We start from the raw sequence: 23,625 nt of genomic DNA, 5'->3' as shown, positions 1-23,625 counted from the left end.
GGGCACACCGAGCCTAGGCGAGGTGCCGAGTGTTGGGGCGAAGCGTTTTTGGTTACTTTTGGCGCTCTTCCAAAAGTGACCCGCTGTAAGAGCGGAACCATAGGCAGCCGTTACCGCAGCAACGGATATGTACTCGGTCAAAGCCAACGACATGGTCGGCCCAAAGGCCGCCACGGAACCAAGCGCCCTCACCACAGACCGCTGAAAAAAATTGTGCAGATACTTATGCCCCGATGGCAGCAGCTCAGCTACAGATGCATCCACTGACACTACTTCATCGCGGCAAGTCGAACCGTCGCACCGCCCCTCCCACATTTTTAACCGTGTACACCCGCCCTACTCCAGTTGGCTCCAACGCCAACCTCATGGCATTTGCTGCTGCCCCCCAACCGCAATTAAGTAGTAACTGTGGTCTCGCCCCACACTCCACGAGGAATCTACCGAATATTCCCGCCCCCCTTGCCAGCCCCTGACCCAGGTGGGATACAAGCACCCTGACGCAACAAAAAACAACGTTCTACGGAGGCTCGCCATGTCCGCCCTGCCACACCCCGCTTACATCTACCGCCCCATGACCGTGGCCGACCTGCCGGCCGCCCACGCCTTGTCGGTGCAACTCAAATGGCCCCACCGCCTGGAAGACTGGGCAATGCTACAACGGGTCAGCGACGGCTTCGTGGTCATGGATGGCGAGCGGCTGATCGGCAGCGCCTTCACCTGCCCCCAGGGCGATTACGCCACCATCGGCTTGGTGATCGTCAGCAATGACTATCAGGGCCAGGGCATCGGCCGGCGCTTGATGGAAAAGGCCCTCGCCGCTTGCGGCACGCGCACGCCGGTCCTCAATGCCACCCTCGCCGGCGCGCCGCTGTACGCCAGCCAAGGGTTCGTCGAATTCGGGCGGGTGCAGCAACATCAGGGCCAGGCATTGGTGCCTGCCCTGCCGGCGCTGGCCGCTGGCGAAACCTGCCGTGCGCTCAACGCCGATGATCACGCCAGCCTGCTCGCGCTGGCCAAGGCCGCCAGCGGCCTGGACCGCCGCGAGGTCCTGCGTGACCTGCAGGTGGAGCACGCCGTGGGTATCGAGCGCGATGGCCAGTTACGCGGCTTCGCCCTGCTGCGGCCGTTCGGCCGTGGACGCTGCATCGGCCCGGTGGTGGCGGAAAATATCGAGCAGGCCAAGCACCTGATCGCCACCCTGCTGGCCCAGGTGCCGGACACCTTTGTGCGTATCGACATTCCCGTCGTCTGCGGCCTCAACGACTGGCTCGAACAGGCCGGCCTGAAGAACATCGACACCGTCGCGCAGATGGCTCTGGGCACCCCACCCCAAGCCAGCCAAGGCGTGCACCCCTTTGCCCTGATCACCCAGGCGATCGGCTGACTTTTCTCCCGGAGCACTCCCCATGTCATCTCCCCGTATCCTGCTGTTGGCGCATGCCGACGGCAGCCGCGTTGCCACGTCCTTCAACACGGCCGCTCTGAGCGCGCTGGACCCGTTCGGCGACAGCCGCCAAGTCGCCTGGATGGGCGACGATGGCGTGTCCGCAGGACTTGTACCGTTCAGCGGCGAAGCGGTGATCGAAGATTTCCCCCACAGCGAAACCCTGGTGGTGCATGCCGGCCATGTGGTGCTTAGCAGCGCAGAACAGACACTGGAACTGGGAGTCGGCAGCAGCGCCGTGATCGGCCTCGGCACACGCCTCACGGTACAGGCGAGCGCAGGCAGCGAATGGGCGTTCTGCGCGGTCGACCAGGCCGATGCCCCCGTGTGCCCCGGTCTGACCCTGCTCGACCCGCACACCCTGCTCAACCCCTCCGCCGCGCCGGAACCCCAGATCCTGATCGGCCCCACCCCGCAGTGCCGGGCGCTTAACCTGTTCGACGATGCCGTGACCGAGCTGCGCGTCGGCATCTGGGACTCGACGCCCTACGCCCGCCACGGCCGCCCGCACAAACTGCATGAGTTGATGCACCTGCTCGAAGGCAGCGTCACCCTGCAGGACAACGAGGGTGGCGAGGTCACGGTAAAAACCGGGGACACGGTGTTCGTGGCCAAGGGCGCGCCATGCGCCTGGACCAGCACGGTGTATGTGCGCAAGGTCTACGCGGTGAAATAACTCAGGCCTTCAGCGCCTCTTCCACAAACGTCACCAAAGCCTGTACGCGCGGGCTACGCAGTTTGCGCGACGGCACCAGCAGGAGGATCGGCGCGCTGTCAAAGCTCCAGTCCGCCAACACGCGCACCAAGCTGCCGCTGGCCACGGCGTCACCCACGTCCCACTGCGAGCGCAGCACCAACCCCAAGCCTTGCTCGGCCCAACGCCGGGCAACGCTGCCATCGTTGCTCAACAACGCAGGTTCCACACGTAGCGTCTTGCGGCCCTGGCCTTTGCGCAGGTGCCAGAGGGTGACGTCTTCATCATTTTCGCGAATGCAAATGCAGCGATGAGACGCCAGTTCGTCCGGCGAAGACGGCACGCCGTGGGCGTGCAGATAGGCCGGGCTGGCGCACAACCAGCGCTCGTTTGGCGTCAGTGGCCGCGCGGTCCACAGGCTGTCATTGAGATGACCGATGTGAATCACCGCATCGCTGTCATGGCGATCGGGCCAGGGCGTCTCGCGCAAATCCAGGTGCAGGCGCAGCTGCGGGTGCAGTTTGGCAAACCGTGCCAGCAGCGGTGCGATGCGCTGTCGACCGTAGCCAAACGGCGCCGCCAACCTCAAGGTGCCTACCAGGGTTTCGTCCTTTTGCCGGAACGACTCCGGCAGCGCCTCCAACTGTTCCAGCAACACTGCGCTTTCCCGCGAAAACCGCTCGCCATCCGCCGTCAGGCTAAGGCGCCGCGCATCGCGATTGGCCAGGGTCAGCCCCAGCAGCGTCTCCAACTTGCGCAGGCGCATGGACAGCGCCGGCGGCGAGACATTCAGTGTTCGGGCGGCAGCGCTCAGCGATTCGGAGCGGGCCAGGGTCACGGCCAATCGCAAGTCTTCGATAGAAATCATTCAATTTTACTTAATGATTGATGAGCGCTGATTGAACCACACGTTAACAACAGCTGAGTAGAGTGCAGCCTGTACCCAGCCACGCGAGCTCCGCCATGTCCACGCCGATTGCTTCCCTCGACACGCCTGCCGCGCTCGTCGACATCCCGCAGATGCAGCGCAATATCCAGCGTATGCAACAACGCATGAGCAGCCTGGGCGTGCGTTTACGCCCCCATATCAAAACCAGCAAGTGCCTGCCGGTGATCCACGCCCAGATCGCCGCAGGCGCCAGCGGTGTCACGGTTTCGACCCTCAAGGAAGCCGAGCATTGTTTCGCCGCCGGCATCCGCGATGTGTTCTACGCCGTGGCCATCGCCCCGGGCAAGCTGCTTCAGGCCCTGGCCCTGCGGCGCAAAGGCTGCAACCTCAGCGTGCTCACCGACAGCGTCCAAGGCGCCGAGGCCATCGTCGCTTTCGCACAGCAGCATGACGAACGCTTCGACGTGTGGATCGAGATCGATTGCGACGGCCATCGCTCCGGCCTGGCCGCCCACGACCCGGTACTGATCGACGTCGCACGCATCCTCAGCGACGGCGGCCTGCACCTGCGTGGGGTGATGACTCACGCCGGTTCCAGTTACGAGCTCGACAGCCTTGAGCCCCTGCAAGCACTGGCCGAACAGGAACGCGCACTGTGCGTGCACGCCGCAGACACCCTCCGCGCAGCCGGGCTGGCGTGCCCCGAGGTCAGCATCGGCTCCACCCCCACGGCCCTCTCGGCGCTGAACCTGGACGGCGTCACCGAAGTACGCGCAGGTGTGTATGTGTTCTTCGACCTGGTCATGCGCAACATCGGCGTGTGCCAGGCCGATGAGTTGGCGCTGAGCGTACTGACCACCGTGATCGGCCATCAGCCGGACAAAGGCTGGATCATCACCGACGCCGGTTGGATGGCCATGAGTCGTGACCGTGGCACCCAGCGCCAGCGCCAGGACTTCGGTTATGGCCAAGTGTGCAGCGAAGCGGGCGACTGGATCGACGGCGCGCTGGTCACCGCTGCCAACCAGGAACACGGCATCGTCAGCCTGGGCGCTGCCCACAGTGACGCGCTTGTCACGCGTTTCCCCATCGGCAGTCGGCTGCGCATCCTGCCCAACCATGCCTGTGCCACCGGCGCGCAGTTCCCGGATTATCACGCGGTGGATGCCGACGGCAGCGTGCACACCTGGAGTCGCCTGCATGGCTGGTAATCGCATCCACTCGATTCATAGCACCCAGGCGGCACCGCCGGGCGGGCACTATTCCCAGGCAGTGGCACACGGCGGCGTGCTGTATGTGTCGGGGCAACTGCCGGTACGCGCCAATGGCGAGCACAGCGCCGGGCAACCGTTCGCGGTGCAAGCCTCGATTGCCCTGGATAACCTGGTGGCGATCCTGGGTGAAGCGGGCCTGGGCCCCCGTGACCTGCTCAAAGTGACGGTGTACGTCGTCGGCATAGAACACTGGCCCGCCTTTGATCAGATTTACGCGCGCTACCTGGGTGAACATAAACCGGCCCGCGCCGTGGTGCCCGTGCCGGTGCTGCACCATGGCTACCTGATCGAAATCGAAGCCGTGGCCCGTACCGCACAGGAGCAGCCCGCATGACCTCGCAAAAAAGCGACGTGGTGATCATCGGCGGCGGCATCATGGGCGCATCGTCGGCGTTTTTCCTGCGCCGCCGCGGCTGTTCGGTCACGCTGCTGGAACGCGACCAGATCGGTCAGTACGCCAGCGGTGTGAACTTCGGCAATGTGCGCCGCCAGGGCCGCTACCTGGGGCAACTGGAGCTGGCCAATCGTTCGTGGGCGCTGTGGAAACGCCTGCCGGAGTTGATCGATGACGACCTGGAATTTATCCCCAGCGGCCACATGCGCGTGTGCTATCGCGAAGATGAAATCGCTGAACTGGAGGCCTACGCCGCCGCGCCGGAAGCCGCGCAACTGGACCTGAAAATCTATCGCGGCGCCGAGTTGCACCAGCGTTTCGGTTTCCTCGGCCCCGAGGTGAAAGGCGGCTCTTACGCGCCCCACGACGGCCACGCCAACCCCCGCCTGGCCGCACCGGCCTTTGCCCGCGCAGCCCGGCGCCTCGGTGCGCGAATCGAGGAAAGAACCGAAGTCGCCGATGTGGAAAAGGTCAATGGCCTGTTCCACGTCACCACCCGCGATGGGCAGTTGTTCGTCGCCGAGCAACTGTTGATTACCGCCGGCGCCTGGGCCGCGCGCCTGTCCGAGCGCTTCGGCGAGCCGGTGCCGCTGGAGCCCAACGGCCCACAGATGTCGGTCACGGAACCGGTGCCCTACGCCTTGCCCACCGTGATCGGCGTGTTCACCAAGATCAAGGAAGAGGTGATCTACTTCCGCCAGATCCCGCGCGGCAACATCATCATCGGCGGTGGCGCCCGCTGCACGCCGGACATGCTCAACCGACGCGCGTTTTTCAAGCCCGAGAGCCTGCTCAACCAGATGCGCCAGATGAAACGGCTATTACCGGGCGCCGAGAAACTGAACATCATCCGCGTGTGGAGCGGCATCGAAAGCTACACCCCCGACTCCCTGCCGGTGATGGGCCCCAGCGGCAGCGTGGACGGGCTGTTTTATGCCTTCGGCTTCTGCGGCCACGGCTTCCAGCTCGGCCCTGGCGTGGGGGATGTGATGGCCGAACTGATCAGCACCGGCAGTACCAGCACCTTGATCAGCCCGTTCGATATTCGGCGGTTCACCCAACCTTCGACGGTGCCGGCAAACGCCCCCACCACGGGAAAACTGATATGAGCTACGCCAGCCTGCCAGATTCAGCAGATTATCCCTTGCAGCGCTGAATAACGGCATCTTTGCGCGGGAGGCTTTTGCTAGCGTATCCAGACACCGGGCCGTGCCGTTCGCAGCGCCTATTACCGCTCCAGGGAGCCAGTTGGATGACCACCCACTCTTCAAATAGCTACAGCGTTGATGCGCAAACGGCTCACCAGTTTTATATCAACGGTCGCTGGACGTCCCCGGCGATCCCGGCAACGCTGCCGGTGGTCAACCCGGCCACTGAAGCCGTGGTTGCCCAGGTGGCGCGCGGGACTGCCGAGGATGTCGACCGGGCCGTCGCGGCAGCACGCGGGGCGTTTGCCGGTTGGTCTGCGACCCCGGCTGAAGCGCGAGCGCAGGTGCTGGGGAAAATCCACGAACTGATCCTTGAGCGCAAAGAGCAACTGGCACAGGCGCTGTCCCTGGAAATGGGCGCGGCCATCGGCTTCGCGCGGGCGATGCAAGTGCCGCTGGCGGCCGAGCACGTTCGGGTCGCCCGTGACCTGCTGTCCAGCTATCGCTTCCAGACCGTGGAAGGCGGCACCGCAATCGAGCGCGAGCCCATCGGCGTGTGCGGGCTGATCACGCCGTGGAACTGGCCGCTGTATCAAATCACCGCGAAAGTCGCCCCGGCCATCGCTGCCGGCTGCACCGTGGTGTTGAAACCGAGCGAACTGTCGCCCTTGAGCGCCCTGCTGTTTGCCCAACTGGTGCATGACGCCGGCCTGCCGCCTGGGGTGTTCAACCTGGTGAACGGCAGCGGTGCGGAAGTCGGCGCAGCCATGGCGGCCCATGGGGATATCGACATGATCTCCATCACCGGCTCCAACCGCGCAGGTGCGTTGGTTGCCCAGGCGGCCGCGCCGACAGTCAAGCGGGTCACTCAGGAACTGGGGGGCAAGTCGCCGAATGTGCTGCTGCCCGACGCCGACTTCGCCAAGGTTGTGCCGCTGGGCGTGATGTCGGCGTTTCGCAACGTCGGCCAGTCGTGCAGCGCGCCGACCCGCATGATCGTGCCGAGAAACCGCCTGGCCGAAGTCGAAGCCCTGGCGACGGCCACCGCGAATGCACTGATCGTTGGCGACCCGCAATCGGAGGAGACACAGTTGGGCCCCATTGCCAACGAAGCCCAGTTCCATCGCGTCCAGGCCATGATCCAGGCCGGCCTCGACGAGGGCGCCAAACTGCTGTGCGGCGGGCCGGGACGGGCGGCGGGTTTTGACAAGGGCTTCTATACGCGGCCGACGGTTTTCTCCGAAGTGGACAACGCCATGCGCATTGCCCAGGAGGAAATATTTGGGCCGGTGCTGTGCATCATTGCCTATGAGACGGTGGATGAAGCCGTCGCCATCGCCAACGATACGGTCTACGGGCTGGGCGCCCACGTTCAAGGGCAGGACCTTGATCTTGCGCGGGCGGTGGCTTCGCGTATACGCGCGGGCCAGGTGCACCTGAACCATCCGGCGTGGAATCCGATGGCGCCGTTTGGGGGCTACAAGCGCTCGGGGAATGGGCGGGAGTATGGTGTGCAGGGGTTCGAGGAGTATCTGGAAACCAAGGCGATTATCGGGTTTGGTGAATAAGTGATGGGCCTTTATCAAGCTTAAATAACTTATTGATTTTAAAGGGTTAAATTTTCACTAAAAAATCTTGAGTCTTGCATAAACAATTTCAGGCGACCGCACTCTTGTGGCGAGCGGGCTTGTCCCGCGTTGGGCTGCGAAGCAGCCCAACGCGGGACAAGCCCGCTCGCCACAGAGAGATATGTCAGGGTTTGAAAAGTTGTGTGGATACCTATGCCCTCTCAGCGCATCACACTTTGACGTTCTGCCGGATGTTCCAACCAAACTTCACCGGTCCACCGTCCTTGGCGCCGTCGGCCCTTTTCCTCAATCGGGAGCAGGCTTACAAGACGTCAAACTCGCTTCAGGAAGTGACCGACTGCAAATGGCGAAGCTTCCGACATTCATCCCAGTCGCGGCGTCTTTACTCTCCCAACTCCCAAAAAAAGGAGTTCCGGAATGACCGCCGCCCTATTCAAGGATGGATTCCCATCAGCCCACCGCACTACACGCCAACGCATTGAAAGCAGCCTCGACCTGCGGCGGTTGTTTTTCGCCATAGACGCCGACCCGGCGTTGATCGGCGCGGGGGTGGTGTATATCGATGGGGATTTCAACGTGGTGGTACTGCGTGAATTCCAGGCGATTTGCAGTGTGCGGCCGATCAAGGTGGTGCTGCGGGAAGCGCCGAGGTATGTGGGGCCCGTGGAGTTCAAGCGGATGTTGGAGCATGAGCCTCGGGAGTCGCGGTTGGCGGTGGAAGCTATAAATACGGCAATTGCATGCACCGGAGTAGTGTTGAGTTGGATGGTCATTGCGAGTGGGGCTGCGCTGATGCCTTTTACAGCTGGGGCTAGCTCGATAATTTCGTTTATCGGTAAAGCTGCTGCCGTTGCAAGTACAGTTCAATGCATCGGTGGCGCTTTACGTACAGCATCAGAGTTAGCCTTTCCGGAAGTTAATGACTACTTGGATAACGAGACGTGGTATGAGGCCGCAACAGCAGTGTTGGACGGAATTGCTTTGATGGGTGTTGCCAGCTCGGCATTCGTCACCGTGAAAGTCGTCACAACGACCACAAAAGTAACCGGAAAAACAGCTAGGCAAGTGCTTAGAGGGATGACACGGCAAGAACGGACAAAATTGAACAATGAGCTGCTTAAAATCCAAGATCCAAGACTAACGACCAAGTTACTCAAGCTGGAAAAAGCCTCCGGCAATGTGGCCAAACGTATCAGCGCTATTCAAATGCAGCGTGCAACTGCCGCGCACAAAATGGATATAGCTTCGGCCTTGCTCGGCTTTACCAGCAGTACAGTCTCTGGAAACGTAAAAACTCTGGCGTTGGGCATCTACGAGGAAGTTAACCAGTGAGCCAACAACGGAAGATAAAAGGCCAATATTACTCATCACTCTTTATTGAGGATCCTTGGCAACTCCTCAAGCGGTTCATGCCCGTGATTGGAGGTGATGCATTGGCAGGGTGTTTCTCGATAGCGTTGACAACGATCTTGGCGATGCTTACGTATTTGCCTACTCATCCCGTAGATTTTGTCGCCAAGACATGCTTTTTCAGCGCCGCGGGCTTGGGCGCAGTATTCGCCCTGGCCAAATACGAAGTGCTCTACGGCCGCATCCATTGGGTATGGATAAACGTCGCGATCTACCTCCTCTGCCTGCTGATATCCCTCCCCGCCATCCTCTGGCGCCCCAACACCTATCTCTATGCACTGGCCCTGCTCTGCCCACTTGTCGGCCTGTTAATTCTCAACAGCAAACGCTGCCGCGAACTGCGGAAAAAATCCCTTGAACTGCGCCATAAACGCCAAGCCATCATCGCGACTATGAAAAAGCAGGGTCGCTGGAAGTGGTGGTGATCTTTATACCGGTTGGCCGTGCCTAAAACGCCAAAACACTTCAGTTAGATCATTTATTTTTATGCAACTGCCTGGTAATCCAGGCCATACAAAAGGTCAGCACCATTAGAATAATTTCAGTAATCACCAGCCAGGCAATGGTGAACCAATAGTGCTTTGGCTGCCCTACAAGCGTGTAAGTAATGGAAGGCCCGACGCGGTTATGAGCCACTATCACACCTCGAATCAGCCCATCAATTATTAGATAACCCTGAAGCCCTGTACTCACGCTCAAGAGAGCCACCGCGCACCAACACCATCTGCTGTCTAAACACTTCATAGGACTCGTCTGGAAATCCAATAATCAGAAATGACTCAGTTGGACTAACTGAAACAGCGCTGTCGACAACAACAGCGCTCCCCCCTGAGACTCACTTACTCAAGCTTTGACGTTCTGCCGAATATTCCAGCCAAACTTCACCGGCCCACCGTCCTTGGCGCCGTCGGCTTTCTGCGGTTGGTAGCTGACCTCGACGGTGGCGAAATTCAACGCGATGCTGTCGTAGAGGACATCATCCTGACTTTGCGCACCGGTGCCGTAGGACACCACCATCACTTCCTTCAAGGTGATCACCAGGTACTCCACCGGGCTTGAACCGCCAGCCTTGCGCACCACCAATTTGGCTTCGGGGTAATGCTTGCCGGTGGCGCAGGCCATCATCAGGTTGGGGCTGGATTTATCCAGGGGTTTGGTCAGGTTCAGATTGGCAAAGTCGGCCTTGCCCGAACCGCCTCCCGTGCCGGAATGCATCGAACCCGTTTGCGATAAACCCCAGCCCCAGTTGGTAATGTCGATCTCGTCACGATGGGCCTGGTCCCGCGATTCACCCTTGATATCGCCCAGTTTCAAAAACATATCGACTGCCATGTTGGCTCCTTGTCCTGTTGTGCGTCGAGAGTGACGTGGGGCGCACTGTTCCCGAATCGAGACGGTGCTCACAAGATGGCAAAGCGGGATCGGGAAGTGCCTGTCTTGAAATGACGAAACGTCCGACATTAATTTGCGCCACTACGTCTTTACCCTCTCGACTCCCCAAAAACCCAGGAGTTAAGGAATGACGACCGCCTTGTTCAACGATGGATTCCCCTCGGCCCACCGCACCACCCGCCAACGCATTGAAAGCAGCATCGACCTGCGTCGACTGGTCTTCGCCATCGACAGCGACCCGGTGCTGATTGGCGCGGGCGTGGTGTACATCGATGGGGATTTCAACGTGGTGGTGCTGCGTGAATTCCAGGCGATTTGCAGTGTGCGGCCGATCAAGGTGGTGCTGCGGGAAGCGCCGAGGTATGTGGGGCCGGTGGAGTTCAAGCGGATGTTGGAGCATGAGCCTCGGGAGTCGGAATGGGTAGCGGAGGCTTTGAGGACGACGGTGACGTGTACCGGGGCGCTGTTGAGTTGGCATGTTATTTACAGCGGAATCGCCTTGATGCCTTTTACGGGTGGCGCAAGTGTTGTTGTCTCATTCATTGGCACCGCAGCAGCAGTAGCGGGGTTGTTCCAGTGCGCCGCCGGAGTCTATCGAACGGTAAACGAAGTTTGGGATCCGCAGATGAATGACTACCTGGACAGTAATGCTTGGTACGAAGGGATGATGGCAGCTCTGGATGCTGTGTCTTTACTTGGTGTCGCCTCTTCTGCCGTAACGACAGTGAAAGTAATCAACCTGTCCAAGCGCGCAACAGGTAAACCACTAAGAGAAGTATTGCGTGGGCTGAGTCGACAGGAACGGGCAAAATTAACGAATGAGCTCCTGAGAATCCAAGACCCGCGCCTGACACCCAAGCTCCTCAAGCTCAAGCAAGCCGCACGTAACGCGCCAAAACGCATTCCAACAACAAAGATAAAACCAATCATCGCGACCCATCGAAATGATGCCATTGCAGCAGCACTGGGCCTCGCCAGCAGCGGTATGTCCGGAAACACCAAGACGCTGGCCATCGGTATCTACGAAGAGTTCAGCGAATGAAAAACCGCCAGGAGCCCCTTTACCTTATAGATCCTCGCTCCCTTTGGGCGCGTCACAGACTGGCGTTGTTTGGCGGTCTTATAGCCTTGTGCCTTTCGATTGCCACCACCGGCACCCTGATGAATCTCACCTACTTCGCCCACGCATCCGATGAACTGACCAGTAATGCGTTCTTCATCGCAGGCGGGATTGCGTGTGCGGTATTCGGCGTCGCGCAGAGCTTGGTCCTTCACGGATATCCACGATGGGTGTGGCTTCAGGTTGGTGTGTTCATCATCTACTTACTGCTCGTAGTGCCGACAATCCTTTACAGCCCCGATCACCTCCTATTTACCCTTGCCTTACTGAGTCCGTTGATCGGGCTTCTATGCCTGAACAGCAAACGCCAACGACAAATGCGCCGAGAGATGTTGGAAATCAGGCATAAACGCAACGGCGTTATCGCGACCCTGAAACAACAGGGCCGCTGGAAATGGTGGTGAGCCTCAGGCCGCCTCGCTCCTTGCCGCTGTATGCCGATTCACCGGCACCGGCAAGCCCAGATGCCCACGCAAGGTGCTGTGGCTGTACTCACTGCGAAACAACCCGCGCTCGCGCAACAATGGCAGCACCTGGTCGGTAAACCGCGCAAAGTCATCCGGCGCGCCGACGTGGATATTGAAACCATCCACCGCCCCTTCGACAAACCAGCGTTCGATCTCATCCGCCACAGTCTTGGGGGATCCGACAAAGCTCGAGAACGGCTTGGCAAAACGCAACGCCGCCTGGCGTAGGGTCAACTGCTGGTCGCGGGCGACTTGTTTGATGTTTTCGGCATGCCCGCGATAGCCATTGCTGCCCAGATCGCCCAGTTCGGGGAAGGGTTCGTCCAGCGGGTACTGGCTGAAGTCGTGGTAATTGAACGGCCGCCCCAACTGCACCAGTGCCTTGTTCAAATCCAGCTCGCCATTGCGTTCGCGGTCGATGGCCTGGGCTTGCTCGTCGGTGTCGGCAATGATCGGCGAAATGCCCGGCAGGATGGTCACGTGATCGGGGTTGCGTCCGGCGGCGGCGGTGCGTTGTTTGATGTCGCTGTAATAGGCCTGGGCGTCTTCGAAGTTGCCCACGCCGGCAAAAATGCCCTCGGCATAGTTAGCCGCCAGGCTGCGCCCGGATTCGGAAATGCCCGCCTGGAAAATCACCGGCTGGCCCTGGGCCGAACGCGCGATATTCAACGGCCCGGTCACCGAGAAGAACTCGCCATGGTGGTCGAGGCGATGCTGGCGTTGCGGGTCGAGGAACACGCCGCTGGCCTTGTCGCGCACGAAGGCGTCGTCCTCGTAGGAATCCCACAGCCCCTGCACCACCTCCAGGTGCTCAGCCGCGCGGCGATAGCGCTCGGTGTGGTCGATATGCTGCTCACGGCCGAAGTTGCCGGCCGCGCCTTCCAGGCCGGTGGTGACCACGTTCCAACCGGCGCGGCCGCCGCTGATCAGGTCCAGGGAGGCGAACTGGCGGGCGACGTTGAAGGGTTCGGTATAGGAGGTGGTCAGCGTGGCCACCAGGCCGATCTTCGAGGTGGCACCGGCCACGGCCGAGAGCAGGGTCAGCGGCTCCAGGCGGTTGAGAAAATGCGGCGCCGAATCAGGGGTGATGTAGGGGCTGTCGACGATGAACACCAGGTCGAACTTCGCCGCTTCCGCCTGCTGCGCCTGGGCGCGGTACCAATCGATATCCACACTGGCATCGCCGGGAATTTGCGGGTGCAGCCATTCGTTTTGCGCGGTGCCGACGCCGGTCAGGATGGCGCCGAATTTGAGTTGCCGGGGTGCTGTGGACATAGGGATCTCTCCATAATGAACATGAGGACTAACTGGCAAAAAACGGATCAACTGGTGGGAGGGGGCTTGCTCCCGATAGCGTTGGTTCAGTCACCTTCTGCATCACCTGATACACCGTTATCGGGAGCAAGCCCCCTCCCACACTGTTCAACCGCGTGAATCAGGCGGTTCGGGCGGCGATGGCTTCGATTTCCACCAGTGCACCGGGCAATGGCAACGCCACGACCTGCAACGCGGTGCGTGCCGGCTTGTTCGGCTGCTCGGGGGTGCCGAAGAACTGCGTATACCCACGCTGCAACCCGGCGAAATCCAGCTTGCCATCGGTCTCTTCGGCGCCAACCAGGAACACGCGCAATTGCACGATATCGCCCAGGTCCAGGTCTTGCTGGCGCAGGATCTGGCGCAGCTTGTTGAACACCGAAACCGTCTGCACTTCGGTGTTGCCAAACACCCCGGGAACCGTTGGATCAACCGGGTCCGGCAAGGTCCCGCTGACAAAGATCAGGCTGGCGGACGCCGGCACGGTGACGGTCTGCGAGATCGGAAAATCGCCGACGCTGGTGCGTTGAATGCTGTCGCTCATGGTGTGTCTCCTTAAGAGGCGGCGAGTGCCGCGACCTGTCGTTGTTGGGTCACGCGTTCAGCCAGTTGCGCGACCACATGCCGCGCCGAGTTGGCCGCCGATTCCTGCCAGATGCCTACGCCGCTTTGCACCAGGCCGTCGCCGGCGAAGTACACGCGGCCGTGGCCCTGTTCGAGCAAGGCGCTGGCATCGGCCGGGAAGTGTTCGCGTTGCAGCCACGGGCCTTCGCTGAAGGGGATCTGTTCCCAGGACACCGCCAGCGGGTGACGCAGGTGTTTTGAATAGCCCGGATGCAGTAGCTCCACGGCCTCCTTGGAGGTAGCGTATTGCTGGTCGAACGGTCGCGCGCCAAACACATCGGCGCCCTCCCCGGTCACGTAGCCGGCCACCAGCAAGCCCTCGCGGGTGTTGAGGTCGTTGCTCGGGTACCAGAGCAGGCGCGCCGGGTGTTCGATCCAAGACAGGCCGCCGTAGGTGCGGTAGTCGGTTTCCCAGAAGCGTGGGGACTGCCACGCCACTTTGGTGGCCTGGTCGCTGCGGGTGCAGAGCAAGGCGGCCTTGATCGGGTCGCTGAAGTCGGTGTCGAGCCTGGCCAGCAGCGGCAGCGGCAAGGTCGAGACCAGATAGTCGGCGCGCACCACCTGCTCGCGACCGCTGCGTTGGTCGTGGTAGGTCACGGCCACGCCGTCTTCCAACTGACGGATCTGGCGCACCTGGGCGCCCAGTTGCACGTGATCGCTGACGCGCCGGTAGAAGGCGTCGGTGATGCGGTCCATGCCGCCCACCGGCTGGAACATGGTCGCCGAGAATTCCGGGAATTCGGTGTGCAGCAAGGCGCCCCACAGCTCGGGGTGCAGCAGTTGGTCCAGTGCCAACGGGCTGCGGCTGGCGGGCAAGGCGCCGGGATGGGCCGGGGATTCGAGGTGCCCCGAACGGATCGTGCCCTCAAAGGCCAGCTCCTGGGACAGGTCGCCATACACTTGCAAAAACGCCAGCAAGCGCGTGCGTTCCTCAGCGCTCAGCACATCGTCGAGGGCATCACGTTGCACCGCTTTGGCGAGCAATCCGGACAAATGCCCGCGCGCATCGTTGATCGCCTGGCCGACGGTGAAGGCCGGCTGGTTCACATCCGGCCGCACCTGGGCGCCATGGCTGCTATTGACCAGCACTTCCAGCGGCACCCCCAGCTCACTGCAATAGTCGAGGATCGTGCGGTGCTGGCTGGGAATCCGTGCAGGCCCGGCGTTGAAGTAATGCCCCGGCTCAAACGCTGCGGTTTGCGTACGGCCATCCTTGTAGTCCACGCGGTCGCCATGGCGGATTGTCCAGGTGCGACCGCCGACCCGCTCACGGGCTTCCAGCACCTGCACGCTGAACCCGGCGCGGGTCAGTTCCAGGGCGGTGACCAGCCCGGCAATCCCGGCGCCCAGCACCAGCACACGGGTGCCCTGCCCCAGGCCGTCCTTGAGCTTCAACGGTTGCGGTCGGCGGTGCGATGACGGCCCGAGGCCGAGTACCGCGAGTGCATCCTTGACGGCTTTTTCGCCGCCTACCGCAGCGATGCTCGACAACGCTTCACGTCGTGTCAGTCCCATGTCGATTGCTCCTTAATCCGGCAGGCCCGGTGGGTTGATCAGCGACTTGTCGACGCGCTCCACATCCAGGCCCCAGCGTTGCAGCACCTGCGCGTACTGGCCGCCGGCAATCGCGCCTTCCAGGGCGGTGTGGATCGGCTTGACCAAGCCGTTGTCCTTGCGCGTGGTCACGGCAATGTCCGCCTGCAATGGCCAGCCACCGTTCACCGTGCCGACGCGCTTGATGCCGCCGGTGATCGCCGCCGAATAGGCATACACCGAGTTGGGCCCGAACAGCGCATCGCTGCGCCCCGACTGCACCGCCAGCTGCGCGGCGGCCTGGTCGTCGAAGTACTGCAACAGCGCGGGTTTGAGGCCGGCCTTTTCGTTGGCCTCGTTCCAGGCCAGCAGGACTTTTTCCTGGTTGGTGCCGGAGCCGACGATGATCTTCAGCCCGGCAATATCGGCTGCCTGCTTGATCTCGCTGATCTTGCTGGTGGTCTTGACGTAGAAGCCGAGCACATCCTGGCGATAGGTGGCGAAGTCAAAGCGCTTCTTGCGCGCCTCGGTCACGGTGACGTTGCTGATCACCGCGTCGTACTTGCCCGAGCTGACGCCCAGGGGCCAGTCTTCCCAGCTGGTCTGCACCACATTGAGTTGCAGGCCGAGGCTGTCGGCCACCAGTTGCGCGGTGTCGGCTTCGCTGCCGATGGTGGTCTTGTCGTCGCTGGCCAGCAGCGCCAGCGGCGGCCCGGCCACGCCGGACACGGCCACGGTGAACTTGCCCGGCTGGGCGAACTTGAAGCCCGGCGGGATCTGCGCAATGGCCGCTTCGTTACGCGGCACATGGATGCGCGGGCGGTCGGGGCTGAGGTCGACCTGTTGCACGGCGAATGCGCTTTGCGCAGCACTGACGGCCAGCGCCAGCAGGGCCACGCGGGTGGTGTTGATGAACATGGGCAGTCACTCCTTGAACTAAAGCACCTTGCCGAGAAAGGCCACGGTGCGGGGATGTCGGGGTTGGCGGAAAATCTGTTCGGGCGGGCCTTCTTCGATCAACTGGCCGTCGCAGAGGAACACCACGTGGTCGGCCACTTCGCGGGCAAAACCGATTTCGTGGGTGACGATCACCAGGGTCACGCCCAGTTGGGTCAGGCCCTTGATCACGTCGAGCACTTCGCCCACCAGTTCCGGGTCGAGGGCTGAAGTGGGTTCATCGAACAGCAGCACCTTGGGGTCCAGCGCCAGTGCGCGGGCAATCGCCACGCGCTGTTGCTGGCCGCCGGAAAGCTGGCGTGGGTAGGCATCGACCTTGTCCGCCAGGCCGACCTTGGCCAGCAGCGCCGTGGCCTTGGCCTGGGCGTCGGCCTTGCTCCAGCGCTTGTGCGCCAGCGGCGCCTCGGCGACGTTTTCCCAGGCGGTCAGGTGCGGGAACAGGTTGAAGTTCTGGAACACAAAACCGACGTCGATACGGCGCTTGAGAATCTCGCGTTCCTTGAGCTCGTAAAGCAGGTCGCCCTTGCGTCGATAACCGACGTATTCACCGTCGATGGTGATGTGCCCGCTGTCGATCTTTTCCAGGTGGTTGATGGTGCGCAGCAAGGTGGATTTACCCGAGCCGGACGGTCCGAGAATCACCGTGACCTTGCCTGGATCGATGGTCAGGTCGATGTCTTTCAACACCTGTTGATTGCCAAAGCGCTTGCCCACGCCCTGGATCTGGATACGGCCGGCGCGGGCTTCACTCATGGGTTTTCTCCTTCAGCCAGCGGCGCACGCGTTGCAACGGCGTGGGCGGCAGCACCCTGGCCGTACCCCGTGCGAAATGACGCTCGACGTAGTACTGGGCGCTGGTGAGCACGGTGGTGATGATCAGGTACCAGACGGTGGCGACAATCAGCAGCGGGATCACCGCCTGGGTGCGGTTGTAGATGACCTGCACGGTGTAGAACAGCTCTGGCAGGGCCAGCACGTAGACGATGGAGGTGCCCTTGACCAGGCCAATGATTTCGTTGAACCCCGACGGCAGGATCGAGCGCAGCGCCTGGGGCAGGATGATCCGGAAGATGCGCCGCGAGGCCGGCAAGCCCAGGGCTGCCGCCGCTTCGTGCTGGCCGGCATCCACACCGATCAGGCCGCCGCGAATGATCTCCGCCGCATACGCCGCCTGCATCAGGCTCAAGCCCAGTACGGCCACGGTGAATTGGCTGAGCACGTCCACCGTCGACCACTCGGCGAACACCACACTGGTGAACGGCACGCCGAGGACGATGTGGTCGTACAGGTAGGCGAAGTTGTAGAGGATGATCAGCACCAGCAGCGCCGGCATCGAGCGGAAAAACCAGATGTAGCCCCAGGCCAGGGCCGCCAGCAGCGGCGAGCCCGACAGCCGCGCCAACGCCAGCGCAGTGCCGAGGATGGCGCTGAACACCGTGCTCAGCAGCGTCAGCAACAGCGTCTGGCCGAGGCCACGCAGCACCGACGGCGAGAAGAACCACTGGCCGAACACGCCCCACTCCCAGCGCGGGTTGGTGGCCAGGGAATGCGCGATGCCGAGCAGCACCAGCGCGGCAAAGATCGACCCGGCCCAGCGCCAGGGATGCCGCGCGGGCACCACCTGCAGGGCTTTGATCGGTGTGGACACACGGGCCTGGCGCACCGCGCTGGGCGTGTCAATCAGGTCATAGGATTTGGCAACGATGGGCATGGTGTTTTCCTCGGCCTAGAAGGCATAGGTCAAGCGGGTGTAGTAGTACCCGCCGGTAAAACCGTAGGGCGAATAGGTGCCGTAGCTGCTGACCATGGTGCTGCTCGGTACACCTTGTTTTTTCGGGTAGACGTCGAACAGGTTCTTGGCGCCGATGGCCACGTTGAGGTCTTTGGTGAGGTTGTAGCCAAGGTCGAGGTCGGTGATCCACTTGGCGCTGTAGACCCGGTCGAGGCTGCGGTCGGCGGAGACGTTGACCTCTTTGTAAGAGCCGTAGCGGGTCAGGGCCAGGTTGAGGTTGAAGCGCTCGATGCTCCAGTCGCCACCGAGGATCAGCTTGGTGCTGGGCTGCACGCCGGTGATCAGGTTGCGTGCCTCACGGTCCATCAGGTCATAGGCCGTGCCCAGGATCGTGGTGGATTCCTTGTAGTTGAGGATTTTGGTCTGGTTCCAGTTGAACGCGGCGGTCCATTTCAGCGCGCCATAGGGGCCGAGGTCCTGGCTGTAGTTGCTGACCAGGTCCAGGCCTTTGGTGCGGGTGTCGGCGCCATTGATGAAGTACTGGCCGCCGGAGGTGGAGGTGATGCCATTGCCTTGCAGCACCTGGGTGATCTCCGGGCCGAGCAAGGTGCCGGTGAGGGTGATGCGATCGCGCAGGTTGATCACGTAGGCGTCGGCGGTGAAGCTCAGGCGATCGGTGGGGGTCAGGGTGAAACCCAGGCTGAAGTTGGTGGAACGCTCGGGTTTCAGTTCCTGCGCACCCAAGGCCTGGGCAGCGGCCGAACCTACCGGCAGCACGCCGTAGTTGATCGATTGGTACACGCCGTCGACCACGCCATAGGTGGTGGACCGCGCACTGAACAAGCTATTGGCCAGGGACGGTGCACGGAAGCCATTGCTCACGGTGGCGCGCACGGCGAACTGCGGGGTGAAGTCGTAGCGGGTGGTCAGCTTGCCGCTGCGGGTAGCGCCCACGCCTTGGTTGTAATGCTCGTAGCGAAACGCGGTGCCCACGTACCAGTCCGGCACCGGGTTGAAGCCCACGTCGACGTAACTGGCGAGACTGTTGCGCGAGGCGCTGCTTTCTTCATCCGGCGAGATGCCGTTGGTGACCTGGGCCCCGGACGACGCACAGTTACCCGGTGCCACGCAGTAGCCGCCGTTGGCATAGGACTCATAGTCACCGGCCTGCACCTCATAGGTGTCGCGGCGATGTTCGAAACCGTAGCTCAGGTCCAGCGGCTTTTGCAGGCCGATGTCGAAGCCGCGCTTGAAATCGAGGTTGGTGGTCAGCTCGGTGGAAATCCAGGTGCCGGAGGTGAAGCTGTTCGGCGTGGCCTCGCCCAGGGATGGGTTCTGGTTATGGGTGGTGCCCTGCTCCGCCTCGTTGCGCCCGTAGGTGGTGGACAGGTCCCAGTCCCACTCGCCGACGGTGCCTTTACCGCCGAATGCGGCCTGGAAGTCGTCCTCGTCGATATACCAGGTCGGCGTGTAGCCGCCGGGGTAACCGTTAGGCCCGGTGGTAATGGTGTTGGTGATGGTCGGCAGACGGAAGTTCTGGCCCTGCTCGGCCTTGCGCCGCGAATAGGTGGTGAAGGAATACAGGCTGAAACTGTCGTCGATCGGCAGTTCGGCGTTGTAGCCCAAGGTCAGCAAGTTGGTCTTCGGTGTGCCATAGCCGCCGTAGGTGGAGCGGCCAGCCTGCTCAAAGGCTTGGGCGTAGGTGTAGCCGTTAGCGCTGGCCTTGTTGTCGTCGTTCTGGCTGCGCGCGTCCAGGGCCAACTGCACGATGCCGCCGTTGCCGATCTCGAAGCCCTTGTTGAGGCTTTGCTGCACGGTCTGTTTCTTGCCGTCGTAACCCTGGCCGACGTTGGTCACCGACGTGCCGCTGGTGTCGGCCTTGAGGATTACGTTGATGACCCCGGCGATGGCATCGGAACCATATTGGGCAGCGGCGCCATCGCGCAGGACTTCGACGTGGTCGATGGCGCTGATGGGGATCAAATCCAGATCGGCCGGTGCGGCGCCGGTGTTGATGCCGTTGATGTTCAGGGTGGCCGCGGTGTGGCGGCGCTTGCCATTGACCAGCACCAGCACCTCGGCGGCACTCATGCCGCGCAGGTTCGGCGCACGGGCAATGCCGCTGGCGTCCCAACCGGTTTTTTCCGGCAGGGTCAGCGACGGGATCACCGCGCTCAATGCCTCCATCAAACCGGGCTTGCCGGTGCTTTGCAGTTGCTTGGCGCTGACCACATCGATCGGCACCGGGCTGCTGGTGACCGTGCGTTGTTCGGCGCCACGGTTACCCGTGACCACCACGGTGGACAGGGTGCTGTCGTCCTGGGCTTGGGCGGTGTTGGCCAGGATCGCCAGCGCCAGGATGGCGGTCGGTTGTAAGACTTGCTTCATAGCCACTCCAGACATTCCAAATCGCGAAGTCGGGCAGTCACGCGGGCGGGCGCGGTGCTCGGTTTTTTTCAGGGGGGTTGCGGCGATTGGGGACTAGGTGTGGCGCTGGGTTTGAATTGGCAACATACGTTGAACTCCCTTCCAACGATTCTGCTGCGGGGATGATCACCCGGTTATGGCGCGCAGAATCTTGATTACGCTGGGTACCATCCGAGGTCAGGGGTAGGCTGTTGCGATCAAACATAACGGAATGGGTTTTGAAAATATAATGCTGTTTTGATATAAGCTAATATTCTCTAATTTTATTATTTTTTAGTTTTTTTATTCATATAAATAATGTCTTTTTGAGATTGGCCTTTAGCTCAGGCCGAGGTCTACCTGAGGTATGCAAATCCAAATGTGGGAGGGGCGGTGCGACGGTTCGACTTGCCCCCGATGGCAGTGGGTCAGCTACAGATGCATCAACTGACACTCCCCCATCGGGGCATGGATATCTACACAACTTTTCAGCCTCTGATAAATCTCCCTGTGGCGAGCGGGCTTGTCCCGCGTTGGGCCGCGTAGCGGCCCCAAAACAGCCGCTATGGAGTTTCTGATACACCGCATTCAGCTTTACTGGGGCTGCTACGCAGCCCAACGCGGGACAAGCCCGCTCGCCACAGGGAGATTTTGTCAGGGGCTGAAAAGTTGTGTAGATACCCACGCCCCGATGACGGTAGACCAGTCGATGTTGCTGTGACTGATCCGCCGCTATCGGGAGCAAGCCCCCCACATTTCCAACCGAGTACACCGGCACAACTCCGCTCAGCTCTAGGGCCGCCAATGCAGCCCCCGGAAAAATTGCCTCCCTCACAATTCAAAATGAAGCTTTCATGACAAAAGTTCGGTAGCTCACAGCCACTTCCGTCTTGCCTATGTAACGCGCTGGAGGCCGCCACAAGCCGTCTCCCCAGCCGTCAGCGGGACGCCAGGAGTGGGGCAATGGGAACTATGGAACGTTACTCGAAAGTAGGCATGCAAGAGCTCGATCAGCGCCTGTCGAAGATCGTCGAGGCCGCGCGCAAGAAGCCGGTTTCGGTGTATCGCTACGGCGCGCCGTGGGTGTGGATCGTCTCCCAGGACGATTGGCAGGGTGCCTTGAAGGAAGTGTCCAGCTACATCCCGGCCGGGCATTCGCTGGTGTTGTTGCGCCCGCAGATCGAAGAGGTGCTCGGCCAGCATCGCGATCTGCTCCAGGCCGAACCGGGCATGTCGATCGCGCCGCAGACCGTGGTGCAGATCCTGCTGCTGCAACTGCTGTATTCGGTACCCAGCGAACAGCAACTCCACGAGCAACTGAACTACAACCTGCTGTTCCGCTGGTTCGTCGGTCTGGAGCTGAACCAGAAGGTGTGGAGCATCCATGCCCTGCAGCGCGACATCGCCAGCCTGTTGAACAACCCGCAGGCGGTGCAGTTGATCCAGACCATCATCGGTGAAGTGTTCTGTGGCGCCTTGCTGCACATGCCGGAGTTCTCCCTGAACTTCGCCTTGCTGCACACCTGGCTGGCGCGGCACAGCCATCTTTCGACCAGCAGTAATTGAGCAGGCCAGACGCCGTGCAATCGGCGACGGCGCAAAATCTTAGACAGTTAGGGGGCGGTGTGGAGCATCTGTTCAAATCAACGCTGGCGTTGTGCTGCCTGACGCTGGGCGTCCTGGCGCAACCGGTGTGGGCCGAAGAGGGCGAGCAAGCCCCGGCGCGCAAGGTGGACGTCAATGAGTACTTCGTGCGCGGCAATACCGTGCTCGATGCGGCGACGATCGAGGAGGCGGTGTACCCGTTCCTTGGCCCGCAAAAGACCCTGGACGATATCGAAGGCGCGCGCGATGCGTTGCAGAAGATCTACCAGGCGCGTGGCTACCAGTCGGTGTTTGTCGAGCTGCCGGAGCAGAAGGTCGATGACGGCATCGTCTATCTGCAGGTCAGCGAGACCAAGGTGGGCCGCGTGCGTGTGGTCGGCGCCAAGCACTACTCGCCGGTGGAGATCCGCGACGAAGTGCCGGGGCTCAAGGAAGGTGCGGTACCGGATTTCACCACGGTGCAAACCCAACTGGCCGGGCTCAACCGCAGTGCCGGTCGGCAGGTGACGCCACTGGTACGCGAAGGCCAGCGCCCCGGCACCATGGACGTGGATCTGCAGGTCGAGGACCAGAACCCCTGGCACGCCAGTATCGGCTTGAACAACGACTACAGCGCCGACACCGAGAAGCTGCGCTCGGTCGCCACCCTGGGTTACGACAACCTTTGGCAACTGGGCCACAGCATTTCCCTGACCTACTTCACCGCGCCCCAGGACACCGACAACGCCAAGGTCTGGTCGGGCTCCTACAGCGCGCCGCTGGATGATCGCTGGACCTTGCAGTTCTCCGGTTATCAGTCCGACAGCAACATCGCCACCATCGGCGGCAGCAACGTGTTGGGCAAGGGCCACTCCTACGGCGTATCCGCCATTTACAGCTTGCCGGCGGCGGGCAACTGGGCCAATTCGTTCTCGTTCGGGGTGGATTTCAAGGACTTCGACGAGCAGATGAAGTTCGGTTCCAGCAGCGACCAGGTGCCGCTCAAGTACGCGCCGATCACCCTGGGCTACAACGGCTATCGCTACACCGAGCAATCCCAGCTGGGGCTGGGCTTGAACCTGGTGGTGGGTACGCGCGCATTCTTTGGCTACGGCAGCGACGCCGAAGAATTCGATTACAAGCGCTACAAGGCCAGTGCCAGTTTCGCCGTGCTCAAGGGCGACCTGAATTACACCTACACCTTCGCCAACGATTGGCAGTCGGCCTCCAAGGGCGCTTTCCAGCTGGCCTCGGGGCCGCTGGTGTCCAACGAGCAGTATTCCGCCGGCGGCGCCACCTCGGTGCGCGGCTACCTGGCGGCCGAGCGCACCGGGGATGAGGGGTATTTGCTCTCCCAGGAACTGCGCACGCCGTCCCTGGCCAAGTTCCTCGGCAGTTATGTGCAGGAGTGGCGCTTCTATGCGTTCGCCGAAGGCGCGCGCATGCGCCTGCACGACCCTCTGCCCGAGCAGGAAGACGAATACAGCCTGGCCAGTGTCGGCCTTGGCACCCGCGCCAGTTTGAGCAAGTGGTTGTCCGGCAGCCTGGATTGGGGTTACCCGCTGCTCGATGGACCGAACACCCAGAAACAGGACTCGCGACTGCACTTCAGTGTGCAGGCGACTTTCTGACTTTTTCTTCCGGAGACTTCACC

Annotated in this window: 21 protein-coding genes and 1 pseudogene; 12 read left to right on the top strand and 10 right to left on the bottom strand. The window is 61.6% G+C overall.

Translation table 11 applies throughout. The features are described 5' to 3' along the window. Nucleotides 1-264: hypothetical protein (locus J1G35_RS27355; protein ID WP_223016550.1), on the bottom strand; the 264-nt coding region annotated here is incomplete at its 3' end. Nucleotides 265-532: 268 nt separating this feature from the next. Here J1G35_RS27355 and J1G35_RS27350 point away from each other — a divergent pair. Next, on the top strand, nucleotides 533-1,384 hold the full coding sequence (locus J1G35_RS27350) for a GNAT family N-acetyltransferase (RefSeq protein ID WP_223016549.1): 852 nt from the start codon (nucleotides 533-535) through the stop codon (nucleotides 1,382-1,384). A gap of 22 nt (nucleotides 1,385-1,406) precedes the next feature. Beyond that, the gene (locus tag J1G35_RS27345; RefSeq protein WP_223016548.1) at nucleotides 1,407-2,120 is read left to right on the top strand and encodes a cupin domain-containing protein; all 714 of its coding nucleotides are present in this window, start codon (nucleotides 1,407-1,409) and stop codon (nucleotides 2,118-2,120) included. A 1-nt stretch (nucleotide 2,121) separates the two neighbouring features. On the opposite strand, the gene J1G35_RS27340 is transcribed toward J1G35_RS27345, so the two are convergent. Further along, a complete protein-coding gene (locus tag J1G35_RS27340) occupies nucleotides 2,122-3,006 on the bottom strand; it encodes a LysR family transcriptional regulator (protein WP_223016547.1) in 885 nt (294 codons plus the stop codon). Between the two features lie 95 nt (nucleotides 3,007-3,101). On the opposite strand from J1G35_RS27340, the gene J1G35_RS27335 reads away from it, so the two are divergent. The 6 genes from J1G35_RS27335 to J1G35_RS27310 all read left to right on the top strand — a co-directional run bounded on the left by J1G35_RS27335 (nucleotide 3,102) and on the right by J1G35_RS27310 (nucleotide 9,267). After that, nucleotides 3,102-4,238 (top strand): DSD1 family PLP-dependent enzyme, encoded by a 1,137-nt coding sequence (locus tag J1G35_RS27335; protein WP_223016546.1) that lies wholly within the window; start codon nucleotides 3,102-3,104, stop codon nucleotides 4,236-4,238. Next, a complete protein-coding gene (locus J1G35_RS27330) occupies nucleotides 4,228-4,635 on the top strand; it encodes a RidA family protein (protein ID WP_223016545.1) in 408 nt (135 codons plus the stop codon). Before J1G35_RS27335 ends, J1G35_RS27330 begins: the two co-directional genes overlap by 11 nt. Continuing rightward, nucleotides 4,632-5,804 carry an FAD-binding oxidoreductase gene (locus J1G35_RS27325; protein WP_223016544.1) on the top strand — a complete coding sequence of 391 codons (1,173 nt, stop codon included), beginning with the start codon at nucleotides 4,632-4,634 and terminating at the stop codon, nucleotides 5,802-5,804. Before J1G35_RS27330 ends, J1G35_RS27325 begins: the two co-directional genes overlap by 4 nt. A 143-nt stretch (nucleotides 5,805-5,947) precedes the next feature. After that, complete coding sequence (locus tag J1G35_RS27320; RefSeq protein WP_223016543.1) at nucleotides 5,948-7,411, top strand: aldehyde dehydrogenase family protein; 1,464 nt, start codon at nucleotides 5,948-5,950, stop codon at nucleotides 7,409-7,411. Between the two features lie 438 nt (nucleotides 7,412-7,849). Continuing rightward, the gene (locus J1G35_RS27315; RefSeq protein ID WP_223016542.1) at nucleotides 7,850-8,764 is read left to right on the top strand and encodes an NAD synthetase; all 915 of its coding nucleotides are present in this window, start codon (nucleotides 7,850-7,852) and stop codon (nucleotides 8,762-8,764) included. Next, nucleotides 8,761-9,267 (top strand): hypothetical protein, encoded by a 507-nt coding sequence (locus J1G35_RS27310; RefSeq protein WP_223016541.1) that lies wholly within the window; start codon nucleotides 8,761-8,763, stop codon nucleotides 9,265-9,267. The genes J1G35_RS27315 and J1G35_RS27310 overlap by 4 nt, the downstream gene beginning before the upstream one ends. A 418-nt stretch (nucleotides 9,268-9,685) precedes the next feature. On the opposite strand, the gene J1G35_RS27300 is transcribed toward J1G35_RS27310, so the two are convergent. Then, nucleotides 9,686-10,174 carry a type VI secretion system tube protein Hcp gene (locus J1G35_RS27300; protein ID WP_053128766.1) on the bottom strand — a complete coding sequence of 163 codons (489 nt, stop codon included), beginning with the start codon at nucleotides 10,172-10,174 and terminating at the stop codon, nucleotides 9,686-9,688. Between the two features lie 187 nt (nucleotides 10,175-10,361). On the opposite strand from J1G35_RS27300, the gene J1G35_RS27295 reads away from it, so the two are divergent. Together J1G35_RS27295 and J1G35_RS27290 are read left to right on the top strand one after the other, a co-directional pair. Beyond that, nucleotides 10,362-11,276: an NAD synthetase gene (locus J1G35_RS27295; protein ID WP_223016539.1), complete on the top strand. Its 915-nt coding sequence runs from the start codon at nucleotides 10,362-10,364 to the stop codon at nucleotides 11,274-11,276. Further along, the gene (locus J1G35_RS27290; protein ID WP_223016538.1) at nucleotides 11,273-11,758 is read left to right on the top strand and encodes a hypothetical protein; all 486 of its coding nucleotides are present in this window, start codon (nucleotides 11,273-11,275) and stop codon (nucleotides 11,756-11,758) included. Before J1G35_RS27295 ends, J1G35_RS27290 begins: the two co-directional genes overlap by 4 nt. Nucleotides 11,759-11,761: 3 nt before the next feature. Here J1G35_RS27290 and J1G35_RS27285 read toward each other — a convergent pair whose 3' ends face one another. The 7 genes from J1G35_RS27285 to J1G35_RS27255 all read right to left on the bottom strand — a co-directional run bounded on the left by J1G35_RS27285 (nucleotide 11,762) and on the right by J1G35_RS27255 (nucleotide 20,369). Beyond that, entirely contained in the window at nucleotides 11,762-13,096 is a 1,335-nt protein-coding gene (locus tag J1G35_RS27285; protein ID WP_053128760.1) for an LLM class flavin-dependent oxidoreductase, read from the bottom strand. Nucleotides 13,097-13,256: 160 nt separating this feature from the next. Continuing rightward, nucleotides 13,257-13,679 (bottom strand): RidA family protein, encoded by a 423-nt coding sequence (locus tag J1G35_RS27280; RefSeq protein WP_053128758.1) that lies wholly within the window; start codon nucleotides 13,677-13,679, stop codon nucleotides 13,257-13,259. Nucleotides 13,680-13,690: 11 nt separating this feature from the next. Continuing rightward, entirely contained in the window at nucleotides 13,691-15,274 is a 1,584-nt protein-coding gene (locus J1G35_RS27275; protein ID WP_223016537.1) for an FAD-dependent oxidoreductase, read from the bottom strand. A gap of 12 nt (nucleotides 15,275-15,286) precedes the next feature. Continuing rightward, nucleotides 15,287-16,210, bottom strand: coding sequence for an ABC transporter substrate-binding protein (locus tag J1G35_RS27270; RefSeq protein WP_115486969.1), 924 nt, complete (start codon nucleotides 16,208-16,210; stop codon nucleotides 15,287-15,289). 18 nt (nucleotides 16,211-16,228) lie between these two features. Then, complete coding sequence (locus J1G35_RS27265) at nucleotides 16,229-17,002, bottom strand: amino acid ABC transporter ATP-binding protein (RefSeq protein WP_053128755.1); 774 nt, start codon at nucleotides 17,000-17,002, stop codon at nucleotides 16,229-16,231. Then, nucleotides 16,995-17,960 (bottom strand): amino acid ABC transporter permease, encoded by a 966-nt coding sequence (locus J1G35_RS27260; RefSeq protein WP_053128754.1) that lies wholly within the window; start codon nucleotides 17,958-17,960, stop codon nucleotides 16,995-16,997. Before J1G35_RS27260 ends, J1G35_RS27265 begins: the two co-directional genes overlap by 8 nt. A 15-nt stretch (nucleotides 17,961-17,975) precedes the next feature. Next, nucleotides 17,976-20,369: a TonB-dependent receptor gene (locus J1G35_RS27255; protein WP_223016536.1), complete on the bottom strand. Its 2,394-nt coding sequence runs from the start codon at nucleotides 20,367-20,369 to the stop codon at nucleotides 17,976-17,978. A gap of 1,251 nt (nucleotides 20,370-21,620) precedes the next feature. Here J1G35_RS27255 and J1G35_RS31100 point away from each other — a divergent pair. Both J1G35_RS31100 and J1G35_RS27245 read left to right on the top strand, forming a co-directional pair. Next, nucleotides 21,621-21,953: pseudogene (locus J1G35_RS31100) on the top strand (transposase); the annotation flags it as partial. A gap of 59 nt (nucleotides 21,954-22,012) precedes the next feature. Continuing rightward, nucleotides 22,013-23,602: a ShlB/FhaC/HecB family hemolysin secretion/activation protein gene (locus J1G35_RS27245; protein WP_223016535.1), complete on the top strand. Its 1,590-nt coding sequence runs from the start codon at nucleotides 22,013-22,015 to the stop codon at nucleotides 23,600-23,602. Nucleotides 23,603-23,625: the final 23 nt, after the last annotated feature.

Source organism: Pseudomonas sp. SH10-3B (assembly GCF_019891415.1).
GTDB lineage: Bacteria > Pseudomonadota > Gammaproteobacteria > Pseudomonadales > Pseudomonadaceae > Aquipseudomonas.
Note: the sequence above shows the minus strand (reverse complement) of the source record. Positions and strands in the feature narration are given on the sequence as shown.